This is a genomic window from Streptomyces sp. NPDC004031 (assembly GCF_053604375.1).
On sequence record NZ_JBSGHL010000032.1, the window covers coordinates 1 to 24,454 of the forward strand.

At 73.7% G+C, this 24,454-nt stretch carries 30 protein-coding genes and 1 riboswitch; of the genes, 13 read left to right on the forward strand and 17 right to left on the reverse strand.

What is annotated here, in order from left to right:
• Positions 1 to 151: 151 nt before the first annotated feature.
• Entirely contained in the window at positions 152 to 790 is a 639-nt protein-coding gene (locus ACWERV_RS20795) for a hypothetical protein (protein WP_452935053.1), read from the reverse strand.
• 105 nt (positions 791 to 895) lie between these two features.
• Positions 896 to 1,243 (reverse strand): nuclear transport factor 2 family protein, encoded by a 348-nt coding sequence (locus ACWERV_RS20800; protein ID WP_452935055.1) that lies wholly within the window; start codon positions 1,241 to 1,243, stop codon positions 896 to 898.
• 118 nt (positions 1,244 to 1,361) lie between these two features.
• Between ACWERV_RS20800 and ACWERV_RS20805 the strand changes: the two genes are divergently transcribed.
• A complete protein-coding gene (locus tag ACWERV_RS20805) occupies positions 1,362 to 2,270 on the forward strand; it encodes a LysR family transcriptional regulator (protein ID WP_452935057.1) in 909 nt (302 codons plus the stop codon).
• Between the two features lie 10 nt (positions 2,271 to 2,280).
• On the opposite strand, the gene ligA is transcribed toward ACWERV_RS20805, so the two are convergent.
• Both ligA and ACWERV_RS20815 read right to left on the reverse strand, forming a co-directional pair.
• On the reverse strand, positions 2,281 to 4,359 hold the full coding sequence (gene ligA / locus ACWERV_RS20810; RefSeq protein ID WP_452935060.1) for an NAD-dependent DNA ligase LigA: 2,079 nt from the start codon (positions 4,357 to 4,359) through the stop codon (positions 2,281 to 2,283).
• Positions 4,360 to 4,499: 140 nt separating this feature from the next.
• On the reverse strand, positions 4,500 to 5,108 hold the full coding sequence (locus tag ACWERV_RS20815; protein ID WP_452935063.1) for a CGNR zinc finger domain-containing protein: 609 nt from the start codon (positions 5,106 to 5,108) through the stop codon (positions 4,500 to 4,502).
• A gap of 21 nt (positions 5,109 to 5,129) precedes the next feature.
• Here ACWERV_RS20815 and ACWERV_RS20820 point away from each other — a divergent pair, with 21 nt between their 5' ends.
• The 4 genes from ACWERV_RS20820 (at position 5,130) to ACWERV_RS20835 (ending at position 7,114) form a co-directional block, all read left to right on the forward strand.
• Entirely contained in the window at positions 5,130 to 6,107 is a 978-nt protein-coding gene (locus tag ACWERV_RS20820) for a DUF6817 domain-containing protein (RefSeq protein WP_452935066.1), read from the forward strand.
• Positions 6,108 to 6,130: 23 nt separating this feature from the next.
• Entirely contained in the window at positions 6,131 to 6,262 is a 132-nt protein-coding gene (locus ACWERV_RS20825) for a hypothetical protein (protein WP_452935069.1), read from the forward strand.
• Positions 6,263 to 6,323: 61 nt separating this feature from the next.
• A complete protein-coding gene (locus tag ACWERV_RS20830; protein WP_452935071.1) occupies positions 6,324 to 6,548 on the forward strand; it encodes a cold-shock protein in 225 nt (74 codons plus the stop codon).
• Positions 6,549 to 6,580: 32 nt separating this feature from the next.
• Positions 6,581 to 7,114, forward strand: coding sequence for an AAA family ATPase (locus tag ACWERV_RS20835; RefSeq protein WP_452935230.1), 534 nt, complete (start codon positions 6,581 to 6,583; stop codon positions 7,112 to 7,114).
• Positions 7,115 to 7,132: 18 nt separating this feature from the next.
• Here the strand turns inward: ACWERV_RS20835 and ACWERV_RS20840 are convergent, their stop codons facing one another.
• From ACWERV_RS20840 to ACWERV_RS20850, 3 genes are all read right to left on the reverse strand, one after another.
• Positions 7,133 to 7,543: a hypothetical protein gene (locus ACWERV_RS20840; protein ID WP_452935074.1), complete on the reverse strand. Its 411-nt coding sequence runs from the start codon at positions 7,541 to 7,543 to the stop codon at positions 7,133 to 7,135.
• A gap of 43 nt (positions 7,544 to 7,586) precedes the next feature.
• Positions 7,587 to 7,709 carry a hypothetical protein gene (locus tag ACWERV_RS20845; protein ID WP_452935077.1) on the reverse strand — a complete coding sequence of 41 codons (123 nt, stop codon included), beginning with the start codon at positions 7,707 to 7,709 and terminating at the stop codon, positions 7,587 to 7,589.
• A gap of 159 nt (positions 7,710 to 7,868) precedes the next feature.
• Positions 7,869 to 8,411 (reverse strand): MOSC domain-containing protein, encoded by a 543-nt coding sequence (locus tag ACWERV_RS20850; protein WP_452935080.1) that lies wholly within the window; start codon positions 8,409 to 8,411, stop codon positions 7,869 to 7,871.
• A 250-nt stretch (positions 8,412 to 8,661) separates the two neighbouring features.
• Here ACWERV_RS20850 and ACWERV_RS20855 point away from each other — a divergent pair, with 250 nt between their 5' ends.
• The gene (locus ACWERV_RS20855; RefSeq protein WP_452935082.1) at positions 8,662 to 9,162 is read left to right on the forward strand and encodes an NUDIX domain-containing protein; all 501 of its coding nucleotides are present in this window, start codon (positions 8,662 to 8,664) and stop codon (positions 9,160 to 9,162) included.
• 73 nt (positions 9,163 to 9,235) lie between these two features.
• Here the strand turns inward: ACWERV_RS20855 and ACWERV_RS20860 are convergent, their stop codons facing one another.
• The gene (locus ACWERV_RS20860) at positions 9,236 to 9,751 is read right to left on the reverse strand and encodes an FBP domain-containing protein (RefSeq protein ID WP_398190110.1); all 516 of its coding nucleotides are present in this window, start codon (positions 9,749 to 9,751) and stop codon (positions 9,236 to 9,238) included.
• A 108-nt stretch (positions 9,752 to 9,859) separates the two neighbouring features.
• A complete protein-coding gene (locus ACWERV_RS20865) occupies positions 9,860 to 10,741 on the reverse strand; it encodes an NmrA family NAD(P)-binding protein (RefSeq protein ID WP_452935084.1) in 882 nt (293 codons plus the stop codon).
• Positions 10,742 to 10,809: 68 nt separating this feature from the next.
• On the opposite strand from ACWERV_RS20865, the gene ACWERV_RS20870 reads away from it, so the two are divergent.
• Positions 10,810 to 11,424, forward strand: coding sequence for a TetR/AcrR family transcriptional regulator (locus ACWERV_RS20870; RefSeq protein ID WP_452935087.1), 615 nt, complete (start codon positions 10,810 to 10,812; stop codon positions 11,422 to 11,424).
• Between the two features lie 75 nt (positions 11,425 to 11,499).
• Here ACWERV_RS20870 and ACWERV_RS20875 read toward each other — a convergent pair whose 3' ends face one another.
• A complete protein-coding gene (locus tag ACWERV_RS20875; RefSeq protein ID WP_398190119.1) occupies positions 11,500 to 11,928 on the reverse strand; it encodes an Asp23/Gls24 family envelope stress response protein in 429 nt (142 codons plus the stop codon).
• 264 nt (positions 11,929 to 12,192) lie between these two features.
• On the opposite strand from ACWERV_RS20875, the gene ACWERV_RS20880 reads away from it, so the two are divergent.
• Positions 12,193 to 12,423, forward strand: a complete 231-nt coding sequence (locus tag ACWERV_RS20880; protein WP_452935090.1) for a DUF6296 family protein — start codon at positions 12,193 to 12,195, stop codon at positions 12,421 to 12,423.
• 27 nt (positions 12,424 to 12,450) lie between these two features.
• Here ACWERV_RS20880 and nhaA read toward each other — a convergent pair whose 3' ends face one another.
• Positions 12,451 to 14,358, reverse strand: a complete 1,908-nt coding sequence (gene nhaA / locus ACWERV_RS20885) for a Na+/H+ antiporter NhaA (RefSeq protein WP_452935092.1) — start codon at positions 14,356 to 14,358, stop codon at positions 12,451 to 12,453.
• A gap of 155 nt (positions 14,359 to 14,513) precedes the next feature.
• Between nhaA and ACWERV_RS20890 the strand changes: the two genes are divergently transcribed.
• Together ACWERV_RS20890 and ACWERV_RS20895 are read left to right on the forward strand one after the other, a co-directional pair.
• Positions 14,514 to 14,747: a hypothetical protein gene (locus tag ACWERV_RS20890; protein ID WP_398190517.1), complete on the forward strand. Its 234-nt coding sequence runs from the start codon at positions 14,514 to 14,516 to the stop codon at positions 14,745 to 14,747.
• Between the two features lie 27 nt (positions 14,748 to 14,774).
• The gene (locus ACWERV_RS20895; protein ID WP_452935093.1) at positions 14,775 to 15,941 is read left to right on the forward strand and encodes an SPFH domain-containing protein; all 1,167 of its coding nucleotides are present in this window, start codon (positions 14,775 to 14,777) and stop codon (positions 15,939 to 15,941) included.
• Positions 15,942 to 15,989: 48 nt separating this feature from the next.
• On the opposite strand, the gene ACWERV_RS20900 is transcribed toward ACWERV_RS20895, so the two are convergent.
• From ACWERV_RS20900 to ACWERV_RS20920, 5 genes are all read right to left on the reverse strand, one after another.
• Entirely contained in the window at positions 15,990 to 16,715 is a 726-nt protein-coding gene (locus tag ACWERV_RS20900; protein ID WP_452935231.1) for a cobalt-precorrin-6A reductase, read from the reverse strand.
• Positions 16,716 to 16,717: 2 nt separating this feature from the next.
• Entirely contained in the window at positions 16,718 to 17,503 is a 786-nt protein-coding gene (gene cobF / locus ACWERV_RS20905; RefSeq protein ID WP_452935096.1) for a precorrin-6A synthase (deacetylating), read from the reverse strand.
• Entirely contained in the window at positions 17,500 to 18,264 is a 765-nt protein-coding gene (locus ACWERV_RS20910) for a (2Fe-2S)-binding protein (RefSeq protein WP_452935098.1), read from the reverse strand. The genes cobF and ACWERV_RS20910 overlap by 4 nt, the downstream gene beginning before the upstream one ends.
• A gap of 35 nt (positions 18,265 to 18,299) precedes the next feature.
• On the reverse strand, positions 18,300 to 19,160 hold the full coding sequence (locus ACWERV_RS20915; protein ID WP_452935100.1) for a CbtA family protein: 861 nt from the start codon (positions 19,158 to 19,160) through the stop codon (positions 18,300 to 18,302).
• Between the two features lie 64 nt (positions 19,161 to 19,224).
• Positions 19,225 to 19,440, reverse strand: a complete 216-nt coding sequence (locus tag ACWERV_RS20920; protein WP_398190141.1) for a CbtB domain-containing protein — start codon at positions 19,438 to 19,440, stop codon at positions 19,225 to 19,227.
• Positions 19,441 to 19,476: 36 nt separating this feature from the next.
• A riboswitch (cobalamin riboswitch) is annotated at positions 19,477 to 19,604 on the reverse strand.
• Between the two features lie 224 nt (positions 19,605 to 19,828).
• Between ACWERV_RS20920 and ACWERV_RS20925 the strand changes: the two genes are divergently transcribed.
• Positions 19,829 to 20,899, forward strand: coding sequence for a Nickel transporter NicT (locus tag ACWERV_RS20925; RefSeq protein WP_398190144.1), 1,071 nt, complete (start codon positions 19,829 to 19,831; stop codon positions 20,897 to 20,899).
• Positions 20,900 to 20,960: 61 nt separating this feature from the next.
• Here ACWERV_RS20925 and ACWERV_RS20930 read toward each other — a convergent pair whose 3' ends face one another.
• On the reverse strand, positions 20,961 to 21,848 hold the full coding sequence (locus ACWERV_RS20930; RefSeq protein WP_452935102.1) for a putative protein N(5)-glutamine methyltransferase: 888 nt from the start codon (positions 21,846 to 21,848) through the stop codon (positions 20,961 to 20,963).
• 346 nt (positions 21,849 to 22,194) lie between these two features.
• Between ACWERV_RS20930 and ACWERV_RS20935 the strand changes: the two genes are divergently transcribed.
• Positions 22,195 to 23,517 carry an ABC transporter substrate-binding protein gene (locus ACWERV_RS20935; protein WP_452935104.1) on the forward strand — a complete coding sequence of 441 codons (1,323 nt, stop codon included), beginning with the start codon at positions 22,195 to 22,197 and terminating at the stop codon, positions 23,515 to 23,517.
• On the forward strand, positions 23,484 to 24,389 hold the full coding sequence (locus tag ACWERV_RS20940; RefSeq protein ID WP_452935107.1) for a carbohydrate ABC transporter permease: 906 nt from the start codon (positions 23,484 to 23,486) through the stop codon (positions 24,387 to 24,389). The genes ACWERV_RS20935 and ACWERV_RS20940 overlap by 34 nt, the downstream gene beginning before the upstream one ends.
• Positions 24,390 to 24,454 lie beyond the last annotated feature (65 nt).

A 24,454-nucleotide genomic window follows, 5' to 3' on the forward strand; every position in this document is an offset into this window, starting at 1 on the left:
TCGCACCGATCGCACACCGCCTCACCTGCCCGTACGGCGCAGCGTTGACGGCCCGTCGGGCAAATGACAGACTGGCGCGCGTCCGACCCTATTGGCGCCCGCAGGCCACCGGGCCGGAACCGTCCGGCCGGGGTGCGGCGTCCCGGCGCCGTCACCAGTGCGCCTGGCCGCCCAGATTCCGCGCGAGGGCGCCGACCTGCTTCGCGGTCAGCTCCGCGTGGCCGTCGGTGCCGGCCGAGAGCATCAGGGCGACACTGTCGCCGCCGGCCCCGCGCAGCCGCACGAGGGCGACGTTGCCGGTCGAGGTGACGACGGGGGTGCCGGTGGACGCCTTGGTCACCTCGCCGAGGTAGGCCGCCAGTTCGGTGGAGGACAGTCCCGCGTCGCGCTGGATCAGCGGGGCCAGCAGGGCGGCCGCGGTGCCCTTCTCGGCGGCGAGGGTCTCGACGGACACCGGCTGGGTGCCCAGCCGGTAGTCGCACTCCACGTCGGTGGCGTGCGCGGTGCTGAGCACGGCGTCCTTGTCCGCGTCCTCCGGCAGATCGACATGTGCCGAGACCGGGCTCGCCGCCCCGGACACGTGCGCGGCCGAGGCGGCCTTGTCCAGGTCGTAGTCCAGCGGGCAGTGCGTGGACTCCTTGGCCGCCGAGCGCACCTTGTCGTGCAGCCCGGCCTGCGACAGTGCCGCCGGGCCGCCGTCGCCCGAGCACGCGGCGAGCACGGCCGCGGCTGCCACTGCGGCCGCCGCCGCGGCGGCCCGCGTGCCCTGCCCGCGCAGACGTACGGTCATCAGCCCTCCCCCGTTCAGCCGGAAGTGGTCATCCTAGATGCACGTCCGACCGGGGCACCGGGCCGGGTCCGCCGCCGTCTCCCGCACGGGGGGGGTGACGCGGTGTCAGGCGAGCATCGGGCGCGGGTCGAAGGTGACCCTGATCCTGCTGATGCGGCCCTCCTCGACGTGGCTCCAGTTGACGACGGCCATCGGGTCCGAGGTCTCGGTCCGCAGCTCGAACCAGGTGATGACGTCGGGGCCGTCCGCCCAGCGCCGGACGACCTCGACGTGCCGGGTCAGCGCGAACATGCCGCCGAGGCCGGAGAGGACGTCGTCGGCGCCCTGCGCGGTGCCGAGCGCGCCGACGAAGTCGACGCCGTCGTGGAGCAGGGGCCGCACCCGCTCGATGTCGTTGCTCTTCCAGGCGTCGAAATAGGCGGCGGCGACGCTTTCCGGAGAGGGCGTGCTCACGGGTTCCTCCTGGCTTCCGGCGGTACGCGGCCGGCCGGCCGCGCTCTCGCCTCCAGCCTGGTCGCGGGCGATCAAGAAGTCCAACAGCTCGTTCTTCTGACAACTAGCATCATCGGTCATGGAACTGAGGCACCTGGAGTACTTCGTCGCGGTGGCCGAGGAGCGCAACTTCACCCGGGCGGCCGACCGGCTGCACATCAGCCAGTCTGGCGTCAGCGCGCAGATCCGGCGGCTCGAACGCGAGCTGGGCGCCGAGCTGTTCGACCGCTCGCAGCGGGCCGTCACGCTCACCGCCGCGGGCCGGGCCGCGCTGGAGCACGCGCGTGCGGCACTGGCCGCCGCCGACGCGCTCGGGCGGTCGGTGAGCGAGGTCAGCGGCCTGCTGCGGGGACAGCTCACGGTCGGCATGGTCACCGGATGCACGCTCGCGCCGCTCTTCGACGCGCTCGCGTCCTTCCACCGGGCGCATCCCGGCGTGCGGATGTCGCTGCTGGAGGACGGCTCGGACCGGCTGCTGGAGGCGGTCCGGGCCCGCACCGTCGATCTGGCGCTCGTCGGCACCGCGCAGGCCGCCCACGAGGGGCTGTCCACGCTGACGGTGGTCAGCGAACGGCTCGTCGCCGCCGTCCCGTCCGGGCACCCGCTCGCCGGACGGGACGCGGTGACGCTGCGCGAGCTGAGCGCCCACCCGGTCGCCTGCATGCCCGCCGGGACCGGGCTGCGGGCGGTGCTGGACCGGGCGTGCGCCGCCCAGGACCTGCGGCTCACGATCGCGCTGCAGGCCAGCGCGGCCGACGCGCTCGCCGACCTCGCCTGCCGCGGGCTGGCCGTCGCCGTCCTCAGCGAATCCATGGCCGCCCGGCACCGCGACCGGCTCGGCGCCTGCCCCCTCACCGACGTCCCCTCGCCCGCGCTGCTCGTGCTGGCCTGGAAGGACACCGGCGACCCGGCAGTCCGCGCCGCCGTCGAGCACGCCCGCCGGGCCTTCGGCGGCGCCGGCCTTCCGGCACCGCCGCCCGCGCGCTGAACGCGCCCGGTCAGGGAAGGTAGTCGGCGACCAGTTCCGCGAACTCCTCCGGGGTGAGGACCTCGACGCCGAGCTGCCCGGCCTTGGCGGCCTTGCTGCTGAGCCTGCCGTTCGCGGCAGGCGCGGCGACGAGGCAGGCGGTCTCGGCGGTGACGCTGTCGCCGGCCCTGCCGCCGGCGCGTTCTATGAGGTCCTTCACCGCGGTGCGGCTGAGGGCGGCGAGCGGGCCGGTCATCCTGCCGGTGACGACGACCTTCTTCGGGCGGCCGTCCTCGGCGGTCAGCGGGCCGTCGACCGCGGTGTCGGACACCGGCTCGCTCATGGCGGCGCCGGCCGCGGCCATCTTGTCGATGACCGCGGCGAGTTCGGCTATCTGCGCCACGATGCCGGGCGCCTTCTCCGGCCCGATGCCGTCCACGTCCTGGAACGCCTCCGCGCTCGCGGCGCGCACCGCGTCCATGGTGCGGAAGTGGGCGGCGATGCGCTGGGACAGGCGGCGCCCGGTGTTGGTGATGCCCAGGGCGCACAGCTGGCGGCTGAGCGGCTTGGCCTTGGCGGCGAGGATCTGGTCGGCGAGCTTGGCGCCCCGCTTGTCGCTCCCGGCCGCCTCGCAGAGCGTCGCCAGGTCGAGGGTGTAGAGGTCGGCGATGTCGATGACGGCGCCGGAGTCGACGAGCCAGGTGACGTACGTCCTGCCCAGGCCGTCGATGTCGAGGCAGTCGCGCTGCGCGGCGTAGGCGATGAGCGCGGGCAGCCGGCAGGCGGCGCCCTTGACGCACCGCCAGCGCTCCTGGCTGCGGTCGATGTCGCTGCCGCAGTTCGGGCAGACCGCGGGCAGCGGCACCTCGGCCGCACCGGCCGGGCGCAGCTGGACGACCGCGGCCTGCACGCGGGGGATGATGTCGCCCGCCTTGTACACGGTGACGGTGTCGCCGAGGTGGAGGTCGCGGCGGCGGATGTCGGCGGGGTTGTGCAGCGTGGCGTACTCGACGGTGCTGCCGTCGATCTCGACGGGCCGCAGCCGCGCGCGGGGGGCGATGACGCCCGTCCGGCCGACGTTCCACTCGACGTCCAGCAGCACCGTGGTGCGCTCGACCGCGGGCAGCTTGAAGGCGACGGCCCAGTGCGGGAAGCGCGAGCCGGAGCCGGCGGCCTGCTGCTCGGCGGCGGTGTCGGCCTTGACGACCACGCCGTCGATCCCGAAGGGCAGGCCGGGCCGCATCGCCTGGATCTCCTCGACCCGCCGCCGCGCCTCCTCGACCGTGCCGACGCGGCGCAGCCCGGCCGGGTTGTCGCGGGTGGTCCGCACCCCGGCCGCGGAGACCAGGGCCAGCACCTCGCTGTGCGAGGCGCCCTCGGGCAGGAAGGTGCCGCCGTCGAGGTTGACGGCGCCGTACGCCCAGAAGGTCATGGCCAGGCGGTAGGGGCGGTCCTTGGCGCGCAGCGTGCCGGAGGTGCCGTTGCGCGGGTTGCGGAAGACCGTGGCGCCGTGCTCGACACGGATCTCGTTGGCGCGTTCGAACTGCTCCTGTGTGAAGAGCACTTCGCCGCGCGCCTCGACCGTGACCGCCGTCCCGAGCGACTGCGGCAGGCCGTCGATCGTGCCGATGACATGGCTGACGTCCTCGCCGAACCGGCCGTCGCCGCGGGTGACCACCTGGACCAGGCGCCCGTCGCGGTAGCGGGCGGCGATCGCCGCGCCGTCCAGCTTGGGCTCCACGGTGAAGCCGCCCTCGACCGGGCGGCCCAGGCGGCGCTGCAGTCCCTCACCCCACGCGGTCAGCTGCTCGGCGGAGAAGACGTTGTCGAGCGACAGCATCGGCACACCGTGCGCGACGTCCCCGACCGGCGCGGCCCCGGCGGCGACCTGGGTGGTCGGGGAGTCGGGCGCCGCCTCGTCCGGATGGGCCTGCTCGTACGCCGCGAGGGCGAGCAGCAACCCGTCGTACGTGGCGTCGTCCAGCACGCTCTCGGCGGCGAAGTCACCGTCTCCGCCGTAGTAGGCGCGGGCGGCCTCGCGGACGCGGGTGACCGCGTCCCGGTACTGGGCAGGGGTGGCCAACGCCTCAACGGCGGGAGTTGTCGTCATACCCGCCATCCTCGCGCGGGGGTCTGACAATCGCGGGGTCTGGCCGTCGCGGGTGTCTGGCCGTCGCGGGAGTCTGGCCGTCGCGCGAGTCTGGCAATCGCGGGGCTCCGACAGCCGCGGGGTCCGGCAGTCGCGTGGGTTCAGCCCTCCGGCGTCGTGGCGCGCCTGCGGCGGTACGCGGCGGCGCGGTCCTTGCCGCCGCAGGCCTCGCTGGAGCACCAGCGGCGGCGCCCCGGGCGGCTGGTGTCGACGAACAGCAGGGCGCACTCCGGGCTCGCGCACGCGCGCAGGCGGGCCGCGGCGGGGCCGGAGAAGAGGTCGACGGCGTCGCGGGCCACCGTGCTGAGGGCCGCCTGCTGCCCGCGCGCGGCCGGCAGGGTCAGCCGCCCGGTACCGCCGCTCAGGACGGGCACCAGGGGTGGCGCGGCCGCGGCGGCGTTGACGGCGGCCTCGTCCGCGGGCGAGGGGGCCTGCCCGGCGAGCACCGCGCGGGCGAGGCGGTGGACGGCCTCGCGCAGCACCCGGGCGGCCTCCAGGCCGGACCGGGTGACGTCCGGCGGCTCCTGGAGCAGCCCCGCCTCGCAGTACCAGCGGGCCAGGTCGGACGGTTCGCGCAGCCGCTCGTACCGGCCGCGCCAGCGCTCGCCGACCGTGGCGACGAACGCCAGGCACAGGCGGCCGGAGCGGAAGTTGAATTGCAGTTCCCCGGCGGGCACGTCCTCGCCCATATCGCTTGCCTCGGCGTTCACGTCACGACTATAACTCGTGACATGGTGATGAGCCGGAACGAACCGCAGCCCGACCGGGCACGTATCGAGGACTTCCTGCGCGAGCGGGGCGCCGACCGCATCCCCCACCCCGGCGGCACCCTGCTGGCGCACCTGGGCCGGGTCGAGCGGCTGCTGGAGGAGTGGGGCGCCGGCCCGGACGTGCGGACGGCGGGGCTGTGCCACGCCGCGTACGGGACGGACGGCTTCGACGAGGCGCTGATCGGCACCGGCGAGCGCGCCCGGCTCGCGGCGCTCGTCGGCGAACGCGCGGAGGAGCTGGTCCACTTCTACGCGAGCTGCGACCGCTCCGCGGTCTACCCGCAGCTCGGCCAGGGCTCCCCCGTCGTCTTCCGGGACCGCTTCTCCGGCGCCGAGGGCGTCCCCGCCGAGGCCGACCTGCGGGCCCTGATGGAGATCACCGCCGCGAACGAACTCGACCTGGTCGCGCACAACGCGGACCTCGCGGCCCGCTACGGCCCCGATCTCGCCGACCTGTTCACCCGCTCGCGCGGCCTGCTGTCCGCGCCCGCCCAGCAGGCCTGCACGCGGCTGCTCGGCCGTTACGGCGCCGGTCCCGTGACCGGGCCGCTGGTCGGCGGGCTGGACCACCTGGTGCTGACCGTCTCCGACGTCGAGGCCAGCGTCGCCTTCTACGAACGCGTCCTCGGCATGCGGCCGGTCACCTTCGGCGACGGACGGCGCGCGCTGACCTTCGGCACCGTCAAGATCAACCTGCACCAGGCGGGCGCCGAGCTGCTCCCGCACGCCGCCCGCCCCACCCCCGGCAGCGCCGACCTGTGCCTGGTCACCCCGCACCCGCAGGCCCGCGTCCTGGAACACCTGGCCGCCTGCGGCGTCCCCGTCGAGACCGGCCCCGTCCCGCGCACGGGCACGCTCGGCCCCTTCACCAGCACCTATCTGCGCGACCCGGACGGCAACCTGATCGAGGTCAGCACCTACCCGCAGCAGGGGGGCTGAGCCGGCGGGATTGCGGGGCGCGGGTGGCTCCCGGTCGGGCGCGGGACGACGGCCCCGACAGGCCCGGCGGCGATGTCGCGCGCCAGAACGAGACGGAGTGGCGCCTTCTGCTCGCGGCCGCCGTCGTGGAGTTCGCCGTACGGCGGCTGGGGTGAGGGGGGCCGGGGCCCGAAAATTGCACCCCGCGGGCGGGGGCGGGCTCGTAGGGTGGCTGTCATGGTGATCGCGACGGTCCGGGAGTGGAGCGACGAGGACGGCTGGGGGGTGCTCGACTCGCCGGAGACGCCCGGCGGGTGCTTCGGGCACTTCTCGCACATCCGGATGGACGGCTTCCGCACGCTGACGGCGGGGCAGCGGGTCGAGCTGGTCTGGGAGGATCCCGGTGGCAAGCAGGACGGGTACGACTACTGCGCGGTGAGCATCGTGCCGCTGGCCGGCTGACGGCCGGGCACGGGGCGACGGCGGTGGGCGAGTTGCGGGGCGCGGTGGTGCTGGTCACCGGGGTCATGGCGTCGGGGAAGTCCACCGTGGCCCAGTTGCTGGCCGAGCGGCTCCCGCGGTCGGTGCATCTGCGCGGTGACGGCTTCCGGCGGATGGTCGTGTCGGGGCGCGAGGAGTTCACGCCGCGCCCGACGCCCGGGGCCGCGGCGCAGTTGCTGCTGCGGTACCGGGCCTGCGCGGCGGTGGCGGACCTGTACGCGCGGGAAGGCTGGACCGTGGTCGTCCAGGACGTCGTCCTCGGCGAGCACCTGGCCCGCTTTCTCGACGCCGTGACGGCGCGGCCGCTGTACCTGGTCGTCCTCGCCCCGACGGCGGAAGCGGTCGCGGCACGCGAGGCCGGGCGGCCCAAGAGCGGCTACGGCGGCGGCTGGACGGTCGGGCTGCTCGACGAGGAGCTGCGGCGGACACCGCGCCGCGGACTGTGGCTGGACACCTCCGACCTGACACCCGGGCAGACGGTCGAGGCGGTCCTGGCCGGGCTCGGCACGGCCCGCGTCGCCGGGTAGCGCCCTTCCCGCGCGGGCTCAGAGCAGGACCAGCGACCACACCAGCAGCGCGCCGCCCAGCAGGAGGAGCAGGACGGAGCCGCCGTCCACGGCGCCGAGGAGGCGGTAGCGGTCGTAGGGCTCGTAGGGGCGGGCCGGGTCGACCACGACGGTCATCGCGCCGCCGGTCGGACCGGGCCTGCCGGAGGCGTTGACGAGGGAGGACACGATGGCGCGCCCCTCGACGTGGTAGCGGACGACGGGGGTGAGGCTGTAGCGCCCGGCGTTCGCGGTCGGCCCGCTGTCGTTGCCGACCACGTCGGCCTGCAGTTCCAGGCCGCTGCGGCGCGCCCGCAGGCAGCGCGCGCCGTGCAGGACGGCCCGCGCCGTACCGAAGGCGCCCGCCAGGAAGGCGGCCGAGGCGACCGCGACGAAGATCATGGCGGCCATCCTGGCGCACCCGGCGCACCGCCTGCCAGGGGCCGGAGGCGGTTCACAGGAAGCGCCGCGGGCCCCGCGCCGCGGGAGTGCCCAGCCGCACGTCGATCCCGGAGCCGTCGCCCCCGTCGGTGCCGTCGACGTACCCGTGGTCGAGCGGGCAGACGTAGGCGGGCACCGTCGGGTGCGGCCTTCCGCGGGGCCGGTGGACGGTGCTGCTCCCCGCCCCCACCAGCACGTCGAAGTGCTGCCGGATCGGTACCCCCGCGTACCGCAGGACCTCCGCCCAGCAGGGCTGCTCCGGCCTCCCGTGCCGTCGAAATCCCCTCCCCCGGGGTCAGACCGGGGCGAGCGGCAGGTGGGGGGTGGACGGAAGGTCGACGGTGATCGGGTCGCCGGGGTGGACGGTGCCGCCCTCGCGGACGACGCTCATGACGCCCGCCCGGCGGACGACGTTGCCCTCGGCGTCATGGCCGACGACCTGCTTGAGCAGGCCGTGCTGGAAGTCGTCGATCTGGCGGCAGGGGTTGCGCAGGCCGGTGACCTCCAGGACGGCGGTGGCGCCGATGTGCAGGAGGGTGCCGGTCGGCAGGCCGAGGAGGTCCAGGCCGCTGGTGGTGATGTTCTCGCCGAGCTGGCCGGGGGCGACGGTGAAGCCCGCGTCGGCGACCTCGGTGAACAGCTCCTCGTGGATGAGGTGGACCTGGCGCAGGTTCGGCTGCGTCGGGTCCTTGGCGACGCGCGAGCGGTGCTTGACGGTCACGCCGGAGTGCACGTCGCCCTCCACGCCGAGACCGGCGATCAGCCGGATGCCGCCGCGGTTGGGCTTGGTGAACGTGTACGCACCACTGGCGCTGACCGCGGTGACGCTTGCGCGCATCTCCGGCCCCCTCCTGCTCGGTGACCGGCTCCGCGGCCGGCCGACACCTCCATCATGCCGGAGCGGCCCCGGGCGGCGGCCTGCGGGAGGGGCCTGTCCTGCGGTGACGGCCGCGCGCGGCGTCCCCGGGGCCGGGCTCGCGCGGCCCCGGGAAGGAAAGCCGTCCGGGCAGTCCTCCCCGGAGGCTGCCGTCCGGGCGCGGAGCCGGTCCGGCGACGGAAGCCGTTCGCCACGTGGCTATCGTGTGCGGATGCCGCCGCTGAACCTGCGTCACGCCGTCCGCGCGCTCCTGCTCGACGAGCGGGGCGGGCGGATCCTGCTGTGCCGGTTCGCCTTCGCCCGGCCGGGCGGGACGCTGGTGGTGTGGGCCGCGCCGGGCGGGGGCGTCGAGCGCGGGGAGACGGCGCTCGACGCGCTGCGCCGGGAGCTGCGCGAGGAGGTGGGGTTCGCGCTGGAGGGCGAGCCGCCGCACGTCTGGCACCAGGAGGTCGTGGATCCCGCGCACGCGCCCGGCTACGACGGCGTCGTGAACGACTACTTCCTCGTCCGCACCCCGCACTTCGGCCCGCGCGGCGCGCTGACCGACGAGCAGCTCGCCGCGGAGAACGTCACCGGGACGCGGTGGTGGCGGCCCGAGGACATCCGCGGCTACCGCGGCACCGACCTGTTCTCCCCCCGCGACCTGGGCGGGCTGCTCGCGCGGCTCGCCGCGGACGGCCTTCCGGACGCGCCGGTGCCCGTCGGCCTGTGACCGGTCCCGCACCGGTGTCCGCGCCCGGCGTCCGCCCGAACCGGGGAGCGCGCGAGCGCGCGGCGGCCGCCGCTCACGCCGCCCGGACGGTGACCTTGGCCAGGAAGGCGTCGAGGTTGCGCCGGGTGCGGCCGATCTGCTCCTCCAGCGTGAGGGTCTCCTCCATGCGGCGGACCAGCGCCGACGTCTTCTTGCCGCGGATGTAGAGCGAGCACTGCAGGTCGGCGCACATGTAGAGGGCGACGGTGTTGCCCTGCCGCCCGGCGGCGCCCGCGAGGGGGGCCGCCAGCAGGTCGACGCCGCCGCCGGAGTGGCCGGTCAGGCACAGCCCGCACAGGCTGCTGCGCATCAGGCTGCGCCGGGCGCCGGGGGCGATCCGCAGGGTGAGGCCGACCGCCTTGCCACCGGGGGCGGTGGCGGGGGCGACGAGATACGCGCGGTCGGGGGCGCCCGGGTCGCGCCAGCCGACGAAGTCCAGGTCCGCCCAGGGCAGGGCGGGCAGGTCCCGCGGGAGGTTGATGCGCCCGGCCTCCCCCTTGGAGCAGTTGACGAAGGAGGCGCGCAGCTCGGCGTCGGTCAGGGGGTCCATACCGCCGACGCTACCTGCCCGCCGTGGCCGCCCTCGAACGGTTTTCGGCCCGGCCCGCCGCCCGTCGCCCCTGGTGGGGGCGTACGGGCGCGGCCCGGCCGCCGGGTGTCAGGCGTCCAGCGCGGGACGCAGCACCTCGCGGCACCACTGGCGGAAGGTGGTGGGGGTGGTGACGGCCCGGTCGGGGTAGGACTCGGCGTCGTAGAGGCCGGCGTCGACGGCGGCGGTCATGCCGGCGATGCCCTCGGCCCAGGCGCGGGTCATGCCGTGCCCGGTCATCGCGGCGACGAAGTCCTCGCGGGGCAGTTCCCGGTACGCGACCGGGCGGCCCAGCTCCTCGGTCATGACGCGCGCCATGTCGTCGGGCGACAGGTCCTCGGGGCCGGGCACCGCAACGCTCTCCTGGCCCGTCCACTGCGGGTCGAGCAGCAGGGCCGCGGCGACGGCGGCGATGTCGCGGGTGGCGACGACCGGGGACGTACGGCGGGCGGGCAGGGTGCCGAAGAACAGGCCCTGGTTCCTGATCGGTCCGAGCTGCCCGAGGGTGTTCTCCATGAAGCCGGGCATGCCGAGCGAGCGGTAGTGCACGCCGGTGCTCTCGACGAGGTGGTCCATGGCGAAGACCGCGGAGATCTGCCCGGCGTTGCGGGCGACCGTCCGGCCGAGGCTGGACACGGCGACGACGCGGCGCACGTCCTGGGCCACGATCGCGTCGCACAGCGGGCGGGTGAAGTCCATGACGTGGGCGTGGACGCTCGCCGCCCGCGGGTCCGGCGGCAGCACCCACAGCACGGTGTCGGCGCCGGTGAGGGCCTCGGCGAGGGCGGCGGGGTCGTCGGTCGCGCCCTTGACCACCTCGGCGTGCTCGTGGACTGCGGCGGGCAGCCGGGAGGGGTCGCGGGCGATGACCCGGACCGGGGCGCCCGCACGGATGACGTGCTCAAGGGCCTGGTGGCCGATACTTCCGGTGGGTGTGGTGACGACGATCATGTCGGACTCCTCGACCTCGACTCAAGTAAACTCTACCGTACCGTTTACTTTGCTGCACAGGAGGGCGCATGGCAAGGCGCGGCGACGAACTGCGGGAGCACATCCTGTTCACGGCCAAGAACGTCTTCCTGGAAACGGGCTTCGAACGCACCTCGATGGACCAGCTGGCCGCCCGCGCCGAGACGTCCAAGCGCACGCTCTACGCGCACTTCGAGAGCAAGGACAAGCTCTTCCTCGCCGTCGTGGACCTGGTGCGCAGGCTGTACCTCGACCGGCTCGGGACGCCCGGCGACTACGCCGAGGACCCCGCGGAGGCCGCGGTGCTGTACTGCGGGCGCTTCCTCCAGACGCTGCTGTGGGAGCCCACCTTGCGGATGTGCCGGATGGGCATCGCCGAGGCCGAGCGGCTGCCCGAGGCGTCCGCCCGCTACCACGAGGCGGTCATCGGCTCCGCGCACGCCCGGCTGGCCGGCTTCCTCGGTGAGAACTGCCGGCTCGGGCCCCAGGACGCCGACCGGGTCGCGGACGACCTGCTCGCCCGTACCGTCCACCCGCGCTTCCTGCGGGCCCTGTTCGGCATGGAGCAGCTCGCGACCGAGCGGCCCGAGCCCGCGACGATCGCCGCCGACGTCGACCTCGCCCCGATCCGCGCCGCCCTCGCCGCCGCGCTGCCCGCCCGCTGACCGGCCGCGGCCCCGCGCACGCCGCGGGCCCGGCCGCGCGGAGGGCGGCCGGGCCCGGCAGGGGCGTGCGGGAGGTCACTGGACGCGGGACTGGGACTCCTCGTCCGACTCCTCGCCGGGGATGTAGACGTCGCGCACGCCGATGTTGATCTCGACGACCTCCAGGCCCGTCATGCGCTCGACGGCGTTGGCGACGTGCGAGCGTATCTGCTTGGCGGCGTCGTCGATCTCGGTGCCGTAGAGGACCACGACGTCCAGGTCCACCGCGGCCTGCTTCTCGCCGACCTCGACCTTGACGCCGCGGGTGAAGTCGGTGGAGCGCGACACCGTGTCGCGTACGGCGCCCATCGCGCGGGAGGCGCCGCCGCCCATCGTGTGGACCCCGTCGACCTCACGGGCGGCGATACCGGCGATGACGGCCACCACGGAATCCGCGATGGTGGTCTTGCCGCCGACGTCGCTGCGGCGGCTGGAGACGGACCGGGAGTCGTTGTCGGTTGCCATGAATATCCCCTTACGTGGGTAGGGCGGGCGGCGGACCGCCGGAGCCGTACCGCGGGCGGGGCCCGGCGGGCGGGCCTACGGGCGCGCACCGGCGCTTCGGCCCTCCCTTCCACTGTGCGACCGCCACCCGGGACGCGCCACTTCGCACCGCGGCACGCCCCGGTACGCCGGGCTCCGGCCGGATTCCGCCCCCCGGGCGCGCGCCCGGCGGGCGGGTGAGGGACCATGGAAGGGACCGGCAAGCCCATGCCCGGAGGTAGAGCCATGGACTATCCGGAGACCTACGAGCTGGTCTTCCACGCCGCGGCGGTGGAGGACGACGCGGTGCTGGTGCACCGCACCGACCGGTCAGGCGCCGGCGGCTACCCGATCTACGCGGACGACACCGGTATCGTCCGCGCGGAGATCAGTGCGGACGGCGAGGTCCGCATGGTCGCCAGCGGCGGCCACCAGTCCCTGGACGCACCGCTCGCCGTCCGCCCCGTACCCCGCTGAGATCCGCCCCGCGAGCACCTCGGCACGTCAGCAGTCCGACCCGGGCCAGGCGCCGTCGATGAGGACGGCGCGGTCCCGGGCCGCGACGACGGCCGACGACAGACTCTGGATGTCGTACGCCCCGTGGTGGCGGCGCCCGTTGACGAAGAAGGTCGGCGTGCCCGCCACCCCGCTGAGATCGGCGGACTCGACGTCCACCTCCACCCGGGCTGCGCCCTTGCGCCCGCGCAGCGCCTCCCGGAAGGCGTCCACGTCCAGGCCCAGCTCCTGGGCGTGCCGCAGCAGGTCCTTGACACCCAGCTCCTCCTGATGGGTGATCAGCAGGTCGCGCATCTCCCAGAACGCGCCCTGGAGCGCGGCGGCTTCGGCCGCCTCGGCGGCGAGCTGGGCGTGCGGGTGGACGTCGGGCAGCGGCAGGTGCCGCCAGACGTAGCGGACGTCGCCGAAGTCGGCCAGCAGTTCGCGCACCACCTGCTCGGCCTGGCCGCAGAACGGGCACTCGAAGTCGCCGTACTCCACGACCGTCACCGGCGCGTCCAGCGGCCCGCGGACGTGGTCGCGCTCGGGGTCCACGGGCTCGGCCAGGTCGACGACGGACTCGGCGGTGCCCAGCAGCGCCTTCGCCCGCCGGGCCTTGGGCAGCCGCGAGGTGACCAAGGCGACCAGCGAGGTGGCCAGCATCGCGAAGACGACGGCGCTGAGCACGCCGATCTTGGCCTGCTCCAGCTGCCGCCCGTCGAAGGCGAGGGTCGCGATGAGCAGGGAGACGGTGAAGCCGATGCCGGCGATGGTGCCGCCGCCCGCGACGGCCGCCCAGCCCACGGGCGGCTTCATCCGGCCGCGGCTGAGCCGGTCGGCGACGAAGGACGCGCCGAGGATCCCGGCGGGCTTGCCGAGCCCGTAGCCGAACAGGATGCCCAGCGTGATCGGCGAGGTGAAGGCGCTGGACAGCAGCGACCCGTTGATCTCGATCCCGGCGTTGGCGAGCGCGAACAGCGGCACGATCGCGTAGCTGCTCCACGGGTGGTAGAGGCGCTGGAGGCGGTCGTTGGGCGACAGGGCCAGTGCGATGCCCTGCCGGGCCTCGCGCTCCAGCTCGGCGGTGGGCTGCTCGCGGAAGGACCGGAACAGGCCGCTGGCCCGCTCCAGGGCGTCCCGCGGCGCCGGGTAGGCGTACGACATCAGGCCCAGGATCAGGCCGACCACCACCGGGTCCACGCCGGAGTGCACGAACGCCACCCAGGCCACGATCCCCAGCACCGCGTACACCCCGCCGCGGCGGGTGCCGGTGCGGCGTACGAAGCCGGCCACCACGAGCGCGCCCGCGCCGATCAGCAGTGGTGTCCACGACACCTTCTCGCTGTAGGCGACGGCGATGACCGCGAGGGCGAGGAAGTCGTCGACGACGGCCACGGTGAGGATGAAGGTGTGCAGCCGGCGCGGGAAGCGCGAGCCCAGCAGCGCCAGCATGCCCAGCGCGAAGGCGGTGTCGGTGGACATCGCGGTGCCCCAGCCGTGCGCGGAGGAGCTGCCGGCGTTGATGCCCAGGTAGATCGCCACCGGGACGGCCATGCCGCACAGCCCGCACAGCAGCGGCAGCGGGATCCGTTTGCGGTCGCGCAGTTCGCCCATGTCGAACTCGCGGCGCGCCTCCAGCCCGACGACGAGGAAGAACAGCGTCATCAGGCCGCTGTTGACCCACTCGCGCAGATCCATGTCGACGCCGTGCGAGCCGAGCCGCACCGACAGCCGGGTCTCCCAGAACGACGCGTAGCCGTCAGGTGCGATGTTCACCCACGCGAGCGCCGCCAGCGTCCCGGCGAGCAGCACCGCGGCGCTGCCCGACTCGGTGCGGATGAACGCCCACGGTGACGAGACCCCCGATTCGTCCCGTTCCGTCCGACCCGTCAGGGGGGTGGTGAAGCCCCGGAACATCAAGCCTCCCGCTCGTTGCGTGTATGGGCGCAACCCTGGCACATTCCGGCAGACCAGGGGCCCGCGGGCAGCACGTGGTGGGAGGATGGGGCAGGCCGGGCACGTGGACGACCGCGGGACGGCGACGGAGGACGACGAGGGGGGCGCGGCCGGTGGTGGCGCGGGACGAGGCCGTGATCGGCTGTGTCGGGGAACTGCTGCTGGGCACCCGCGGATCCGCGGGACCCGGCGAGGTGCTGGTACGCGTCAGGGGCGGTACCGAGACCTTTCTCGCCTGGTCCGACGCACCGCTGGAACGGGGCAGCCGGGTGCTCGTGGTGGATTCCCGCGGCACCAGGCAGGTCGACGTGATCGCGTGGGACGACCCGTCCGGCGACCCGGCCGGCTGAGCCGCGCACACGAAGGAGTAGGCAAGGATGTTCGGTTATCGCGTTCCCGATCCAGACGAGGCGATGCTGATCTCGGGGGGTCGCCGGGGGCTCGGCGGAGCTCCCTTCCGGGTGGTCACCGGGCACGGCAAGTTCGTGCTGCCGGTCTTCCGCAAGACCCGTTTCCTGACGCTCGCGATGTGCGAGGCGGAGGTCTCCGAGACCTGCGTGACCCGGCAGGGCATCGCGCTGACGGTGAAGGCCGTCATCGCCTTCAAGGTCGGCAACGACCACGAGAGCATCGTCAACGCCGGGCAGCGCTTCCTGTCCGACCAGGACCAGATGTCGGTGCTCACCGGCCGTATCTTCGCGGGCCACCTGCGGTCCATCATCGGCTCGATGACGGTCGAGGAGATCGTCACCGAGCGGCAGAAGCTCGCCACCGAGGTGCTGGAGACGTCCAAGACCGAGATGGCCAAGATCGGCCTGACGGTGGACTCGCTGCAGATCCAGTCCATCGACGACGGCAGGACCGGCTACATCGAGGCGATGGCCGCCCCGCACAAGGCCGCCATCCAGCGGCAGGCGCAGATCGCGCAGGCCCAGGCGACGCAGGCCGCCGTGGAGGCGCAGCAGGCCGCGGCGCGCAACCAGGCGGAGTACGCGCGGCAGACCGCGGTGGTGCAGGCGGAGTTCAACGCGCAGGTCGACCGCGCCCAGGCGCAGGCGGCGCAGGCCGGGCCGCTCGCGCAGGCGCACGCCCAGCAGGAGGTCATAGCGGCGCAGACCGAACTGGCGCTGCGCGCCGCCGAGCTGCGCCAGCAGCAGCTGGTCGCCGAGATCGTCAAACCCGCGGAGGCGGAGGCCGAGCGCATCCGGGTGCTGGCCGTCGCCGACGCCGAGCGGATGCGCATCCAGGCGGAGGCGGCCGCGTCGCACGACCGGGTCGCGCTGGAGCGGATGATCATCGACCAGCTGCCGCAGATCGTCAAGGAGGCCGCGAGCGGCCTGCGGGGCGCCAACGTCAACGTCATCAACGGGGCCGACGGCCTCGGCGAGATGGCCGCAGGGCTCGTCGGCCAGGGCCTGACGATCCTGGACTCGGTCCGCAAGAACCTGCGCTCCGACGCCTCGCCCGCCGCCCGGCCGTCGGCCGAGGTCGAGGTGCGCGGCAAGGGCCCGGACGCGGCGAACGGCCGGGTCGACATCGACTGAGCCCCCCGTACCCGGCGCCGCCCGCCGCTCCCGCCGCGCGGCGGCGGGTCAGCGGGCGCCCAGCCAGCGGGCGGCGGCCCGCGCGGTGGTGACGGCCGGAACGCCGGGGGGCGGGGGCGGGCGGCGGACGACCAGGACGGGGATGCCCGCCTCGCGGGCGGCGGTGAGCTTGGCGGCGGGTCCGCCGCTGTCCTTGGTGACGAGCACGTCGATGCCGTGGTCGCGCAGCAGGGCGCGCTCGCCGTCGGGGGTGAAGGGGCCGCGGGCGGTGATCAGGTCGCAGCGGGCGGGCAGCGGCGGGGGCGGGGCCGTGACCGTACGGGCCAGGAAGTGCAGCGGCAGTGCGGCGAAGGCGGCCAGCTCACCGGCGCCGGTGGTGAGGAAGGGGCGCCGCCCGAGCGTGGGCAGCAGCGCCGCGGCCTCGGCGGTGTCCGCCGCCCAGTGCCACCGGTCCCCCGGCCGGGCCGCCCATCCGGGCCTGCGCAGCGCCAGCAGCGGTACGCCCGCGGTGCGGGCCGCGCGGGCGGCGTGGGCGCTGATCCGGGCGGCGAACGGGTGGGTGGCGTCGACGACGGCGCCGGTGCGGTGCTCGCGCAGCCAGCGGGCCAGGCCGTCGGCGCCGCCGAAGCCGCCGGACCTGACCTGCCCGGCGGGCAGGTGCGGCTGCGGGGTGCGCCCGGCGAGCGAGCTGGTGACCTCCAGCCGCGGGTCGGCGGCCAGCAGTCCGGCCAGCTCCCGGGCTTCCCCGGTGCCGCCCAGGACGAGGACCCGCAGCATCAGCGGGGCGCGGCCTGCGGGCGCGGCCTGCGCAGCAGGTAGGTGTCCATGATCCAGCCCTTGCGGGTGCGGGCCTCGGTGCGGGCGGCGGTGATGCGCTCGGCCAGCGCCGTGTCGAGGGGGCCGGACAGCAGGATCTCGTCGGGGGTGCCGAGGTAGGCGCCCCAGTAGATGTGCAGGCCCTGGCCGGTGAGCGCGGTGAAGGCGTGCCGGGCGTCGAGCATCACCACCACGTCGTCGGCGCCGGGCGGCAGGCCGTGGTCGGCGAGGCGGCGGCCGGTGGTCATGTGGACGGGGCCGCCGACCTGGTTGAGGGTCACGCGGTGCCGGGCGGTGAGGGCGGCGACGCTGCTGACGCCGGGCACGACCGTCCACTCGAAGGCGGGGGCGCCGTCCCCGTGGAGGTCGTCGAGGATCGCCAGGGTGCTGTCGTAGAGGGCCGGGTCGCCCCACACCAGGAAGGCGCCGGTGCCGCCGTCGGGCAGTTCCTCGGCGATCATCCGGCGGTAGAGGGCGGCGCGGCGGGCGCGCCAGTCGTCGACGGCGGGGGCGTAGCCGGGGGTGGGCGCGGTGCGGTCGCGCTCGGGGTCGCGGGCGGTGACGACGCGGTGCGGGCCGGTCGCGTGCCGCCGCAGGATCAGTTCGCGCAGGGCTGCCAGGTCGGCCTTCTCCTCGCCCTTGTCGAGCAGGAAGAAGACGTCGGTGCGGCCGATGGCGTCGACGGCCTGGAGGGTGAGCTGGGCGGGGTCTCCCGCGCCGATGCCGATGACGTGCACGTGTCTCATGGGCGGGTGTCCGTGGTGGGGTGCAGGGCGCAGTCGCCGCACAGGGCGCCGCGGCGGTCGGGGGCGGCGCGGTAGATCAGGCAGCAGCTGCGGCGGCGGAAGGCCCCCGCGGGCGTGCGGGCGCGCTGGGCACGCAGCGGTGCGCGGTCCAGCAGCGCGGTGGCGAACCGCGCGGTGGCGGCGGCCAGGTCGGGGCGGGCGCCGGCGATCATGGCCGCGGCGCCGTTGACGGCGGACGCGGTGTTGCCCAGCAGGATGTGCCGGGAGACGCCGAGCGGGACGTGCAGCGCGGCGAGTTCGGCGAGCGGGCCGTCGTGCAGCCGGGCGGCGAAGGCGTCGGCGAGCGGCGCGGGCGGCAGGGCGGGGCCGCGCAGCGCGGCGGCGGGCAGCGACAGGGGCGCGGGGCCGCCGAGGACGGGCTGCCAGCGGACGGCGGCGAGCCGGTGGTCCAGGAGCACGCCGTGCAGGACGGCGGCGGCCAGGGCGGGTGACACCAGGCGGGCGGCGAGGCCGAGGTGGGCGACGGACGCGCCGACGCGGGCCTCGACGGCCTCGGGCGGCCGCCCGCTCGCGGCGGCCAGCCACGCCCGGACGGCCTCGGCCCGAGCGGCGACGGCGGGCCCGTCGAGGGCCTGCCACACCGGTTCGCCGGATCCGGCGCCGGCTGCCGGGCCGGGCGCCGCGCGGCCCGGGTCCGCCGCCGGGTCCGGGTGTGTCGTGAACGCGAAGAAGGGCCCGAGCGCGGTGATCTCGTCGATCACCGCGCCCCGGTCCCCCCTTCCCGGTGCGTGTGCTGTCATGCGGGGGACGGCGCCGTCCCGCGGGCGGGAGCGGCTGCCGTCGCGGGGCGCAGGACGCGTTCGGCGAGCGGTGCGAAGACCAGGCCGAGCGCGGACCACAGCAGGAGTTGCGCGCCCACGGAGTAGAAGCGGAAGGCGAACAGCACGTCGGCGGGGAAGCCGGGGAAGACGATGTCGCCCTTGGGGTCGGTGAGCGGCTGGGGTGTCTCGGTGGCGTGGTCGCCGTAGTGCTCCTTGTTCCAGCCCAGGTGTCCGAGCGAGGGCAGGAGCAGCATGACCACGCCGATGGCGACGACGAACGCGGCGCCGGCCAGCAGCGTGGCGTTCCAGTTGCCGAAGCGCGCCTGGAGCCGGCGGCCCAGCCAGACGGCGCCGACGAGGAAGGCGACCGAGCACACCACCATGATCAGGTAGAGGCCGCTGCGGGCTCTGATCGTCTCCTCGTGGCCGATGGCCGGCGGGTTGGCCGGGTACTTGAGGAACGGCACCAGGTACATGCCGAGGAAGCCGCCGCCCGCGACGAGCAGGGCGAGGTTGCGGGCGCGTAGCCCGCCGACCCGGCCGAGGCAGACGGTGTAGGCGACGGCGAGGAGCGCGCCCATGGCCATGCCGAAGACGACCATGCCGACGCCGATGCCGACGTCCGCCTGGACGGTGCGGCTGAACAGGTCGGAGCCCGCGGCCTCGGGGGCGATCCCGGCGGCCTTGTCGAGGGCGGTCTGCGCGGCGTCGCGGCCGCTCTCGTAGTCGATGGCCTTGCTGATGTACGGCTCGGCGAAGATGCGGGCGAAGACGAAGGAGAGCAGCCCGGCGACTGCGCCGGCGAGGACGCCGCGCAGCACGAGTTTCTTTTCCATGTGGAGTTGTCCGTTGTGAAGGGGGGACAGGGGACGCGGGGGCTTGCGGGCGGGCCCGCTGCCGTCAGTGGCAGGGGAAGCCGAGGAAGTGCCGGGCGTCGTGGACGAACTCGTGGATGTGCATGTCCTTGCCGAACACGGAGACGGCGCCCTGGTCGACGCCGATGAAGTAGTAGGCGAGCAGTGCGAGGACGGTGGCGCCGACGAGCCAGACCGCGGCCTTGGTGACCGGCAGGACGACCGGTGTGGCGGCGGGGCGGGCGGGGGAAATGCTGCTCAAGATGAGCCCTCCTTCGGGGATCGTGCGTCCCTGGTCTGCTGGGCGTCGTGATGAGCGGGTATCTGACTTCCCGTCTCGCCCGAAGGCGGCGGGATCACAGTGGCGCGACCGTGCCGGAGTCTCACCGGCTTCCCCATGTCATCACTTACCCGGCGAGCGTAGGGCTCCGTTCTGTCATGCGTCAATCAGGGCGAACCGGCGATCACCAGGGGTTCCGCCCATGTGATCAAGCTCTCCGGGGGCCGGGCGGCCTATTGCACATCGTTCGCAACTAGTACGCTGATGCGGTTAGCGACACACCGGCCGCTCCCCGGAGGACGAAGGAATGAGCAGCACCACCGAGGCCCCGGCACCTGCCGGATCGCGCCTGCGACGGATGAGGAGCTCGATGACCCGGGCGGAGTGGACCCGGCTCGGCGGCATGGCGGCGTTCATCGTCGCGCTCCATGTGATCGGCTGGTTCACCCTGGTGGCGATCGTGGCACCGGAGCACTACAGCGTCGGCACCAAGTCCTTCGGCATCGGCATCGGCGTGACCGCGTACACCCTCGGCATGCGGCACGCCTTCGACGCCGACCACATCGCGGCGATCGACAACACCACCCGCAAGCTCATGCACGAGGGCAAGCGCCCGCTGTCGGTTGGCTTCTGGTTCTCGCTGGGCCACTCCAGCATCGTCTTCGGACTGGCCGTACTGCTGTCGCTGGGCATCAAGTCGCTCTCCGACCCGGTCCAGAACGACGACTCGCAGCTGCACACCGTCACCGGCTGGATCGGCACGACCGTGTCCGGCACCTTCCTCTACGCCATCGCGATCATCAACCTGCTGATCCTGGCCGGGATCTGGAAGGTCTTCCGGCAGATGCGCGGCGGGCACTTCGACGAGGCGGCGCTCGAAGAGCACCTGAACAACCGCGGGTTCATGAACCGGCTGCTCGGCCGGGTGATGAAGTCGATCACCAAGCCCTGGCAGATGTACCCGCTGGGGCTGCTGTTCGGCCTGGGCTTCGACACCGCGACCGAGATCGCCCTGCTGGTGCTGGCCGGGTCCGGCGCCGCCTCGGGCCTGCCGTGGTACGCGATCCTGTGCCTGCCGGTGCTCTTCGCGGCGGGCATGTGCCTGCTGGACACGATCGACGGCTCGTTCATGAACTTCGCCTACGAGTGGGCCTTCTCCAAGCCGGTCCGCAAGGTCTACTACAACCTCACCATCACCGGCCTGTCGGTCGCGGTGGCCCTCATCATCGGCACCGTGGAACTGCTGGGCCTGGTCAGCGACAAGGCCGGTCTGCACGGCGCCTTCTGGGACTGGATCGGCGGCCTGGACCTCAACATCGTCGGCTACGTGATCGTCGGGCTCTTCTTCGCCACCTGGGCGGTCGCGGTGGCGGTGTGGAAGTTCGGCAACATCGAGGAGAAGTGGTCCTCGGGGCTGCGCACCGCCGAGCAGCCGGACTGACCCGCACACCGTCACGGCGAAGGCCCGTACCCCCGCGCGAGGAGGTACGGGCCTTCGCCGTCTAGGACGCGGGGCGGGTGCCGACGAGGACCGTCGCGCCGAGGTCGTCGTCGGTGACGGTACGGGCCGACAGGCCGCCGCCGGTGAGGACGCAGGCGGCCGCGGCTGCCTGCCGCTCGCCCGCCTCGACAAGGACGGAGCCGCCGGGGGCGAGCCACCGCGCGGCCTCCGCGGCCACCCGGCGCAGCACGTCCAGGCCGTCGGGCCCGCCGTCGAGGGCGAGCCGGGCCTCGTGGTCGCGGGCCTCGGACGGCAGCAGGGCGACCGCGCCGCTGGGCACGTAGGGCACGTTGGCGGCCAGCACGTCGACCGTGCCGCGCAGCGCCGCGGGCAGCGCCGCGAAGAGGTCGCCGCGGTGCACCCGGCCACCCGCGGCGGCGAGGTTGCGCGCCGCGCAGGCGACGGCGGCCGGGTCGAGGTCGGCGGCGTGCAGTTCGGTACGCCCCAGGGCCGCGGCGAGTGCGGCGCCGACCGCGCCGGAGCCGCAGCACAGGTCGACCACGACCGCCCGCCCGCGCGCGGCGCACTCGGCGCGGCCGAGCGCGACGGCCTCGCGCACCAGCAGCTCGGTGCGCCGCCGCGGCACGAACACCCCTTCGCCGACCTCGATCCGCAGACCGCAGAACTCGGCCCAGCCGACGACGTGTTCCAGCGGCCGCCCGGCGGCGCGCGCGGCGGTCATCGCGGCGGCTTCGGCGGGGGTGGCGGCGGTGTCCAGGATGATGCGGGCCTCGTCCTCGGCGAAGACGCAGCCCGCGGCCCTGAGCCGGGCGGTGACGGCGGCGTGTGCGGATTCCGTACCGGATTCCGGCGCGGATCCCGCTACGGGAAGGACGGGAGGTACGGGAGGTACGGGCAGGGGTCCGGCGGATTCCGGGGTGTGCGGCATGGCGGCCTCTCGGCGGGTGCGGCGGCCGGCGGAACCGGTCAGGAAGCCCCGGGGCCGCGGCCGTACGGCGGGAACGTGCGGTGCGTACGCGCGGTGATCGGTCCCACCTCCCCTGCCAGTCGTGGCGCGTGCCGGCGGCCTCGCCGCCGGTCGGCGCCCAACCTACCCCAGCACCGGCGGGCGTTGGCACCGAATCGATATGTAACGGTTGAGCATCAGCGCGGAATCAGCGTCTTTACCGGCCAACAACCCAATGCAATAGTGCGGTCGTTCTGCAACTGAATCGCTTAAGTTGCCGTCGTCCCGCTGGACTCGGTCGGACGTCGTGGAAACGGAGAGGGAGCAGATGAAGCGCACAGCACTCGCCGGTTCGCTGGTCGCCGTGATGGCGCTGCTGGCCACGGCCTGCGGTGGCGGAGGCTCGTCGTCCGGCGGCGAGTCGGCCGCCTCGCCGACCGATCCGTCCAAGGTCACCGGGGACGTCAAGGTCCTGACCCAGCGCACCGACCTGGTGCAGGACGGGACGATGAAGAAGTACGCCGCGCAGTTCAACAAGATCTACCCCAAGGTCCATGTCACCTTCGAGGGGATCACGGACTACGAGGGCGAGGTCAAGATCCGTATGAACACGTCGAACTACGGCGACGTGCTCATGATCCCGGCGGCCGTCAAGACCGCCGACTACCCGAAGTTCTTCGCCTCGCTCGGCACGGCGGAGGAGCTGGGCAAGAAGTACACCTTCACCGAGAAGGCCACCGTCGGCGGCAAGGTCTACGGCATCGCCAACTTCGCCAACGCCGACGGCTTCGTCTACAACAAGACCGTGTGGCAGCAGGCCGGGATCACCGACTGGCCGAAGACGCCCGACGCGTTCCTGGCCGACCTGCGGGCGATCAAGTCCGCGACGAGCGCGACGCCGTACTACACCAACTACAAGGACGGCTGGCCGCTGACCGCCTGGACGCAGGTCCAGGGCGCCGTCACCTGCGACCCCAGGGCGACCGACGAGCCGGCCGACGACCCCGACCCGTGGAAGGCCGGCAGCGACCTGAACGCCGGCGACACGCTGCTGTACGACATCGTGCACGGCAAGCTCTCCGAGCAGGACCCGACCACCACCAACTGGGAGAACAGCAAGAACCTGCTGGCCACCGGCAAGATCGGCACCATGTGGCTGGGGTCCTGGGCGATCGTCCAGATGCAGGACGCGGCGAAGAAGGCGGGCAAGGACCCGTCCGAGATCGGCTACATGCCCTTCCCCTCGCAGAAGGACGGAAAGTTCTGCACCCCGGTGGCGCCCGACTACCAGGAGGCGGTGAACATCCACTCCCGGCACAAGGCCGCCGCCCGCGCGTGGATCGACTGGTTCACCGACAAGTCCGGCTACGTGCAGGACAACCAGGCCGTCCCGACCCTCAGGGGCGGTGAGATGCCCAGCGCCCTCAAGCCCTTCCAGGACGCCGGGGTGCAGTTCGTGCAGATGTCGCAGGCGCAGGCCGCGAAGGTCACCGGCATCGACAACCAGTCCGAGATCGGCATGACCGACAAGCCCGACTACCGCCAGCACCTCATCGACGTCGCACGCGGGGCGGCGGGCGGCGACCTGGACGGCATCTTCGCGGACCTCGCGAAGAAGTGGTCGGCCGCACAGAAGACCGCGAGCCTGTGAACCGCGCTCGGGTCTGGCGGACCGTGACGCCATGGCTCTACCTGGCGGTGCCACTGGCTCTGCTGATCACGTTCACCTACGTCCCGGTCGGGAACATGATCAGGGACAGCTTCACCGACTGGGACGGCGTCAGCCCGGACCGCAACTACGTCGGGACCAGGAACTACGTGGAGCTGTTCACCAGACCCGAGCTCTTCCAGGTCTTCTTCGTCAGCGTCTACTACCTGGTCGCCTCCGTCGTGCAGATCGTGCTCGCGCTGTACTTCGCGACGGTGCTCAGCTTCGACGTGCGCTTCCGCAACCTCTTCAAGGGGATCCTGTTCTTCCCCTACCTGCTCAACGGTGTCGCGATCGGCTTCGTCTTCCTGTACTTCTTCCAGCCGCACGGCACCCTCGACACGGTGCTGAGCGCCTTCGGCGCGCACGGCCACCACTTCTGGCTGGGCAGCGGGCGGATGGGCAACACCTCGCTGGCCGGGGTGTCGGTGTGGCGCTTCATGGGCCTGAACTTCGTGCTCTTCCTGGGCGCGATCCAGTCCATCCCCGGCGAGCTGTACGAGGCGTCGGAACTGGACGGCGCCAACCGCTGGCAGCAGTTCCGGCACATCATCGCCCCGGGCATCAAACCGGTGCTGAGCCTGAGCGCGATCCTGGCGATCTCCGGCTCGCTGTCGGCGTTCGAGATCCCGTACATCATGACGCGCGGCGCCGCGGGCACCCAGACCTTCGTGATCCAGACGGTCAAGCTGGCCTTCGAGTTCAACAAGATGGGGCTCGCCTCCGCGGCGGCCGTGGCGCTGCTGGTGATCATCCTGCTGGTGACCTGGCTCCAGCGCATCGTGGTGCCCGACGAGAGGAACGATCTCGTATGACCTCGCTTCTCGTCCGCAAAGCGCCCGCCGCGCCCGCGGCGGCGGCCGACGGCACCGGGGGGACG

What these genes read in the sequence shown, in the direction of transcription:
- ACWERV_RS20915 (WP_452935100.1), bottom strand. Translation starts at nt 19,160, where the DNA reads ATGGAAAAGAAACTCGTGCTGCGCGGCGTCCTCGCCGGCGCAGTCGCC.
- ACWERV_RS20865 (WP_452935084.1), bottom strand. Translation starts at nt 10,741, where the DNA reads ATGATCGTCGTCACCACACCCACCGGAAGTATCGGCCACCAGGCCCTT.
- ACWERV_RS20850 (WP_452935080.1), bottom strand. Translation starts at nt 8,411, where the DNA reads ATGCGCGCAAGCGTCACCGCGGTCAGCGCCAGTGGTGCGTACACGTTC.
- nhaA (WP_452935092.1), bottom strand. Translation starts at nt 14,358, where the DNA reads ATGTTCCGGGGCTTCACCACCCCCCTGACGGGTCGGACGGAACGGGAC.
- ACWERV_RS20930 (WP_452935102.1), bottom strand. Translation starts at nt 21,848, where the DNA reads ATGCCGCACACCCCGGAATCCGCCGGACCCCTGCCCGTACCTCCCGTA.
- ACWERV_RS20855 (WP_452935082.1), top strand. Translation starts at nt 8,662, where the DNA reads ATGCCGCCGCTGAACCTGCGTCACGCCGTCCGCGCGCTCCTGCTCGAC.
- ACWERV_RS20875 (WP_398190119.1), bottom strand. Translation starts at nt 11,928, where the DNA reads ATGGCAACCGACAACGACTCCCGGTCCGTCTCCAGCCGCCGCAGCGAC.
- ACWERV_RS20840 (WP_452935074.1), bottom strand. Translation starts at nt 7,543, where the DNA reads ATGGCCGCCATGATCTTCGTCGCGGTCGCCTCGGCCGCCTTCCTGGCG.
- ACWERV_RS20935 (WP_452935104.1), top strand. Translation starts at nt 22,195, where the DNA reads ATGAAGCGCACAGCACTCGCCGGTTCGCTGGTCGCCGTGATGGCGCTG.
- ACWERV_RS20880 (WP_452935090.1), top strand. Translation starts at nt 12,193, where the DNA reads ATGGACTATCCGGAGACCTACGAGCTGGTCTTCCACGCCGCGGCGGTG.
- ACWERV_RS20830 (WP_452935071.1), top strand. Translation starts at nt 6,324, where the DNA reads ATGGTGATCGCGACGGTCCGGGAGTGGAGCGACGAGGACGGCTGGGGG.
- cobF (WP_452935096.1), bottom strand. Translation starts at nt 17,503, where the DNA reads ATGAGACACGTGCACGTCATCGGCATCGGCGCGGGAGACCCCGCCCAG.
- ACWERV_RS20925 (WP_398190144.1), top strand. Translation starts at nt 19,829, where the DNA reads ATGACCCGGGCGGAGTGGACCCGGCTCGGCGGCATGGCGGCGTTCATC.
- ACWERV_RS20820 (WP_452935066.1), top strand. Translation starts at nt 5,130, where the DNA reads ATGGTGATGAGCCGGAACGAACCGCAGCCCGACCGGGCACGTATCGAG.
- ACWERV_RS20870 (WP_452935087.1), top strand. Translation starts at nt 10,810, where the DNA reads ATGGCAAGGCGCGGCGACGAACTGCGGGAGCACATCCTGTTCACGGCC.
- ACWERV_RS20805 (WP_452935057.1), top strand. Translation starts at nt 1,362, where the DNA reads ATGGAACTGAGGCACCTGGAGTACTTCGTCGCGGTGGCCGAGGAGCGC.
- ACWERV_RS20860 (WP_398190110.1), bottom strand. Translation starts at nt 9,751, where the DNA reads ATGGACCCCCTGACCGACGCCGAGCTGCGCGCCTCCTTCGTCAACTGC.
- ACWERV_RS20895 (WP_452935093.1), top strand. Translation starts at nt 14,775, where the DNA reads ATGTTCGGTTATCGCGTTCCCGATCCAGACGAGGCGATGCTGATCTCG.
- ligA (WP_452935060.1), bottom strand. Translation starts at nt 4,359, where the DNA reads ATGACGACAACTCCCGCCGTTGAGGCGTTGGCCACCCCTGCCCAGTAC.
- ACWERV_RS20795 (WP_452935053.1), bottom strand. Translation starts at nt 790, where the DNA reads ATGACCGTACGTCTGCGCGGGCAGGGCACGCGGGCCGCCGCGGCGGCG.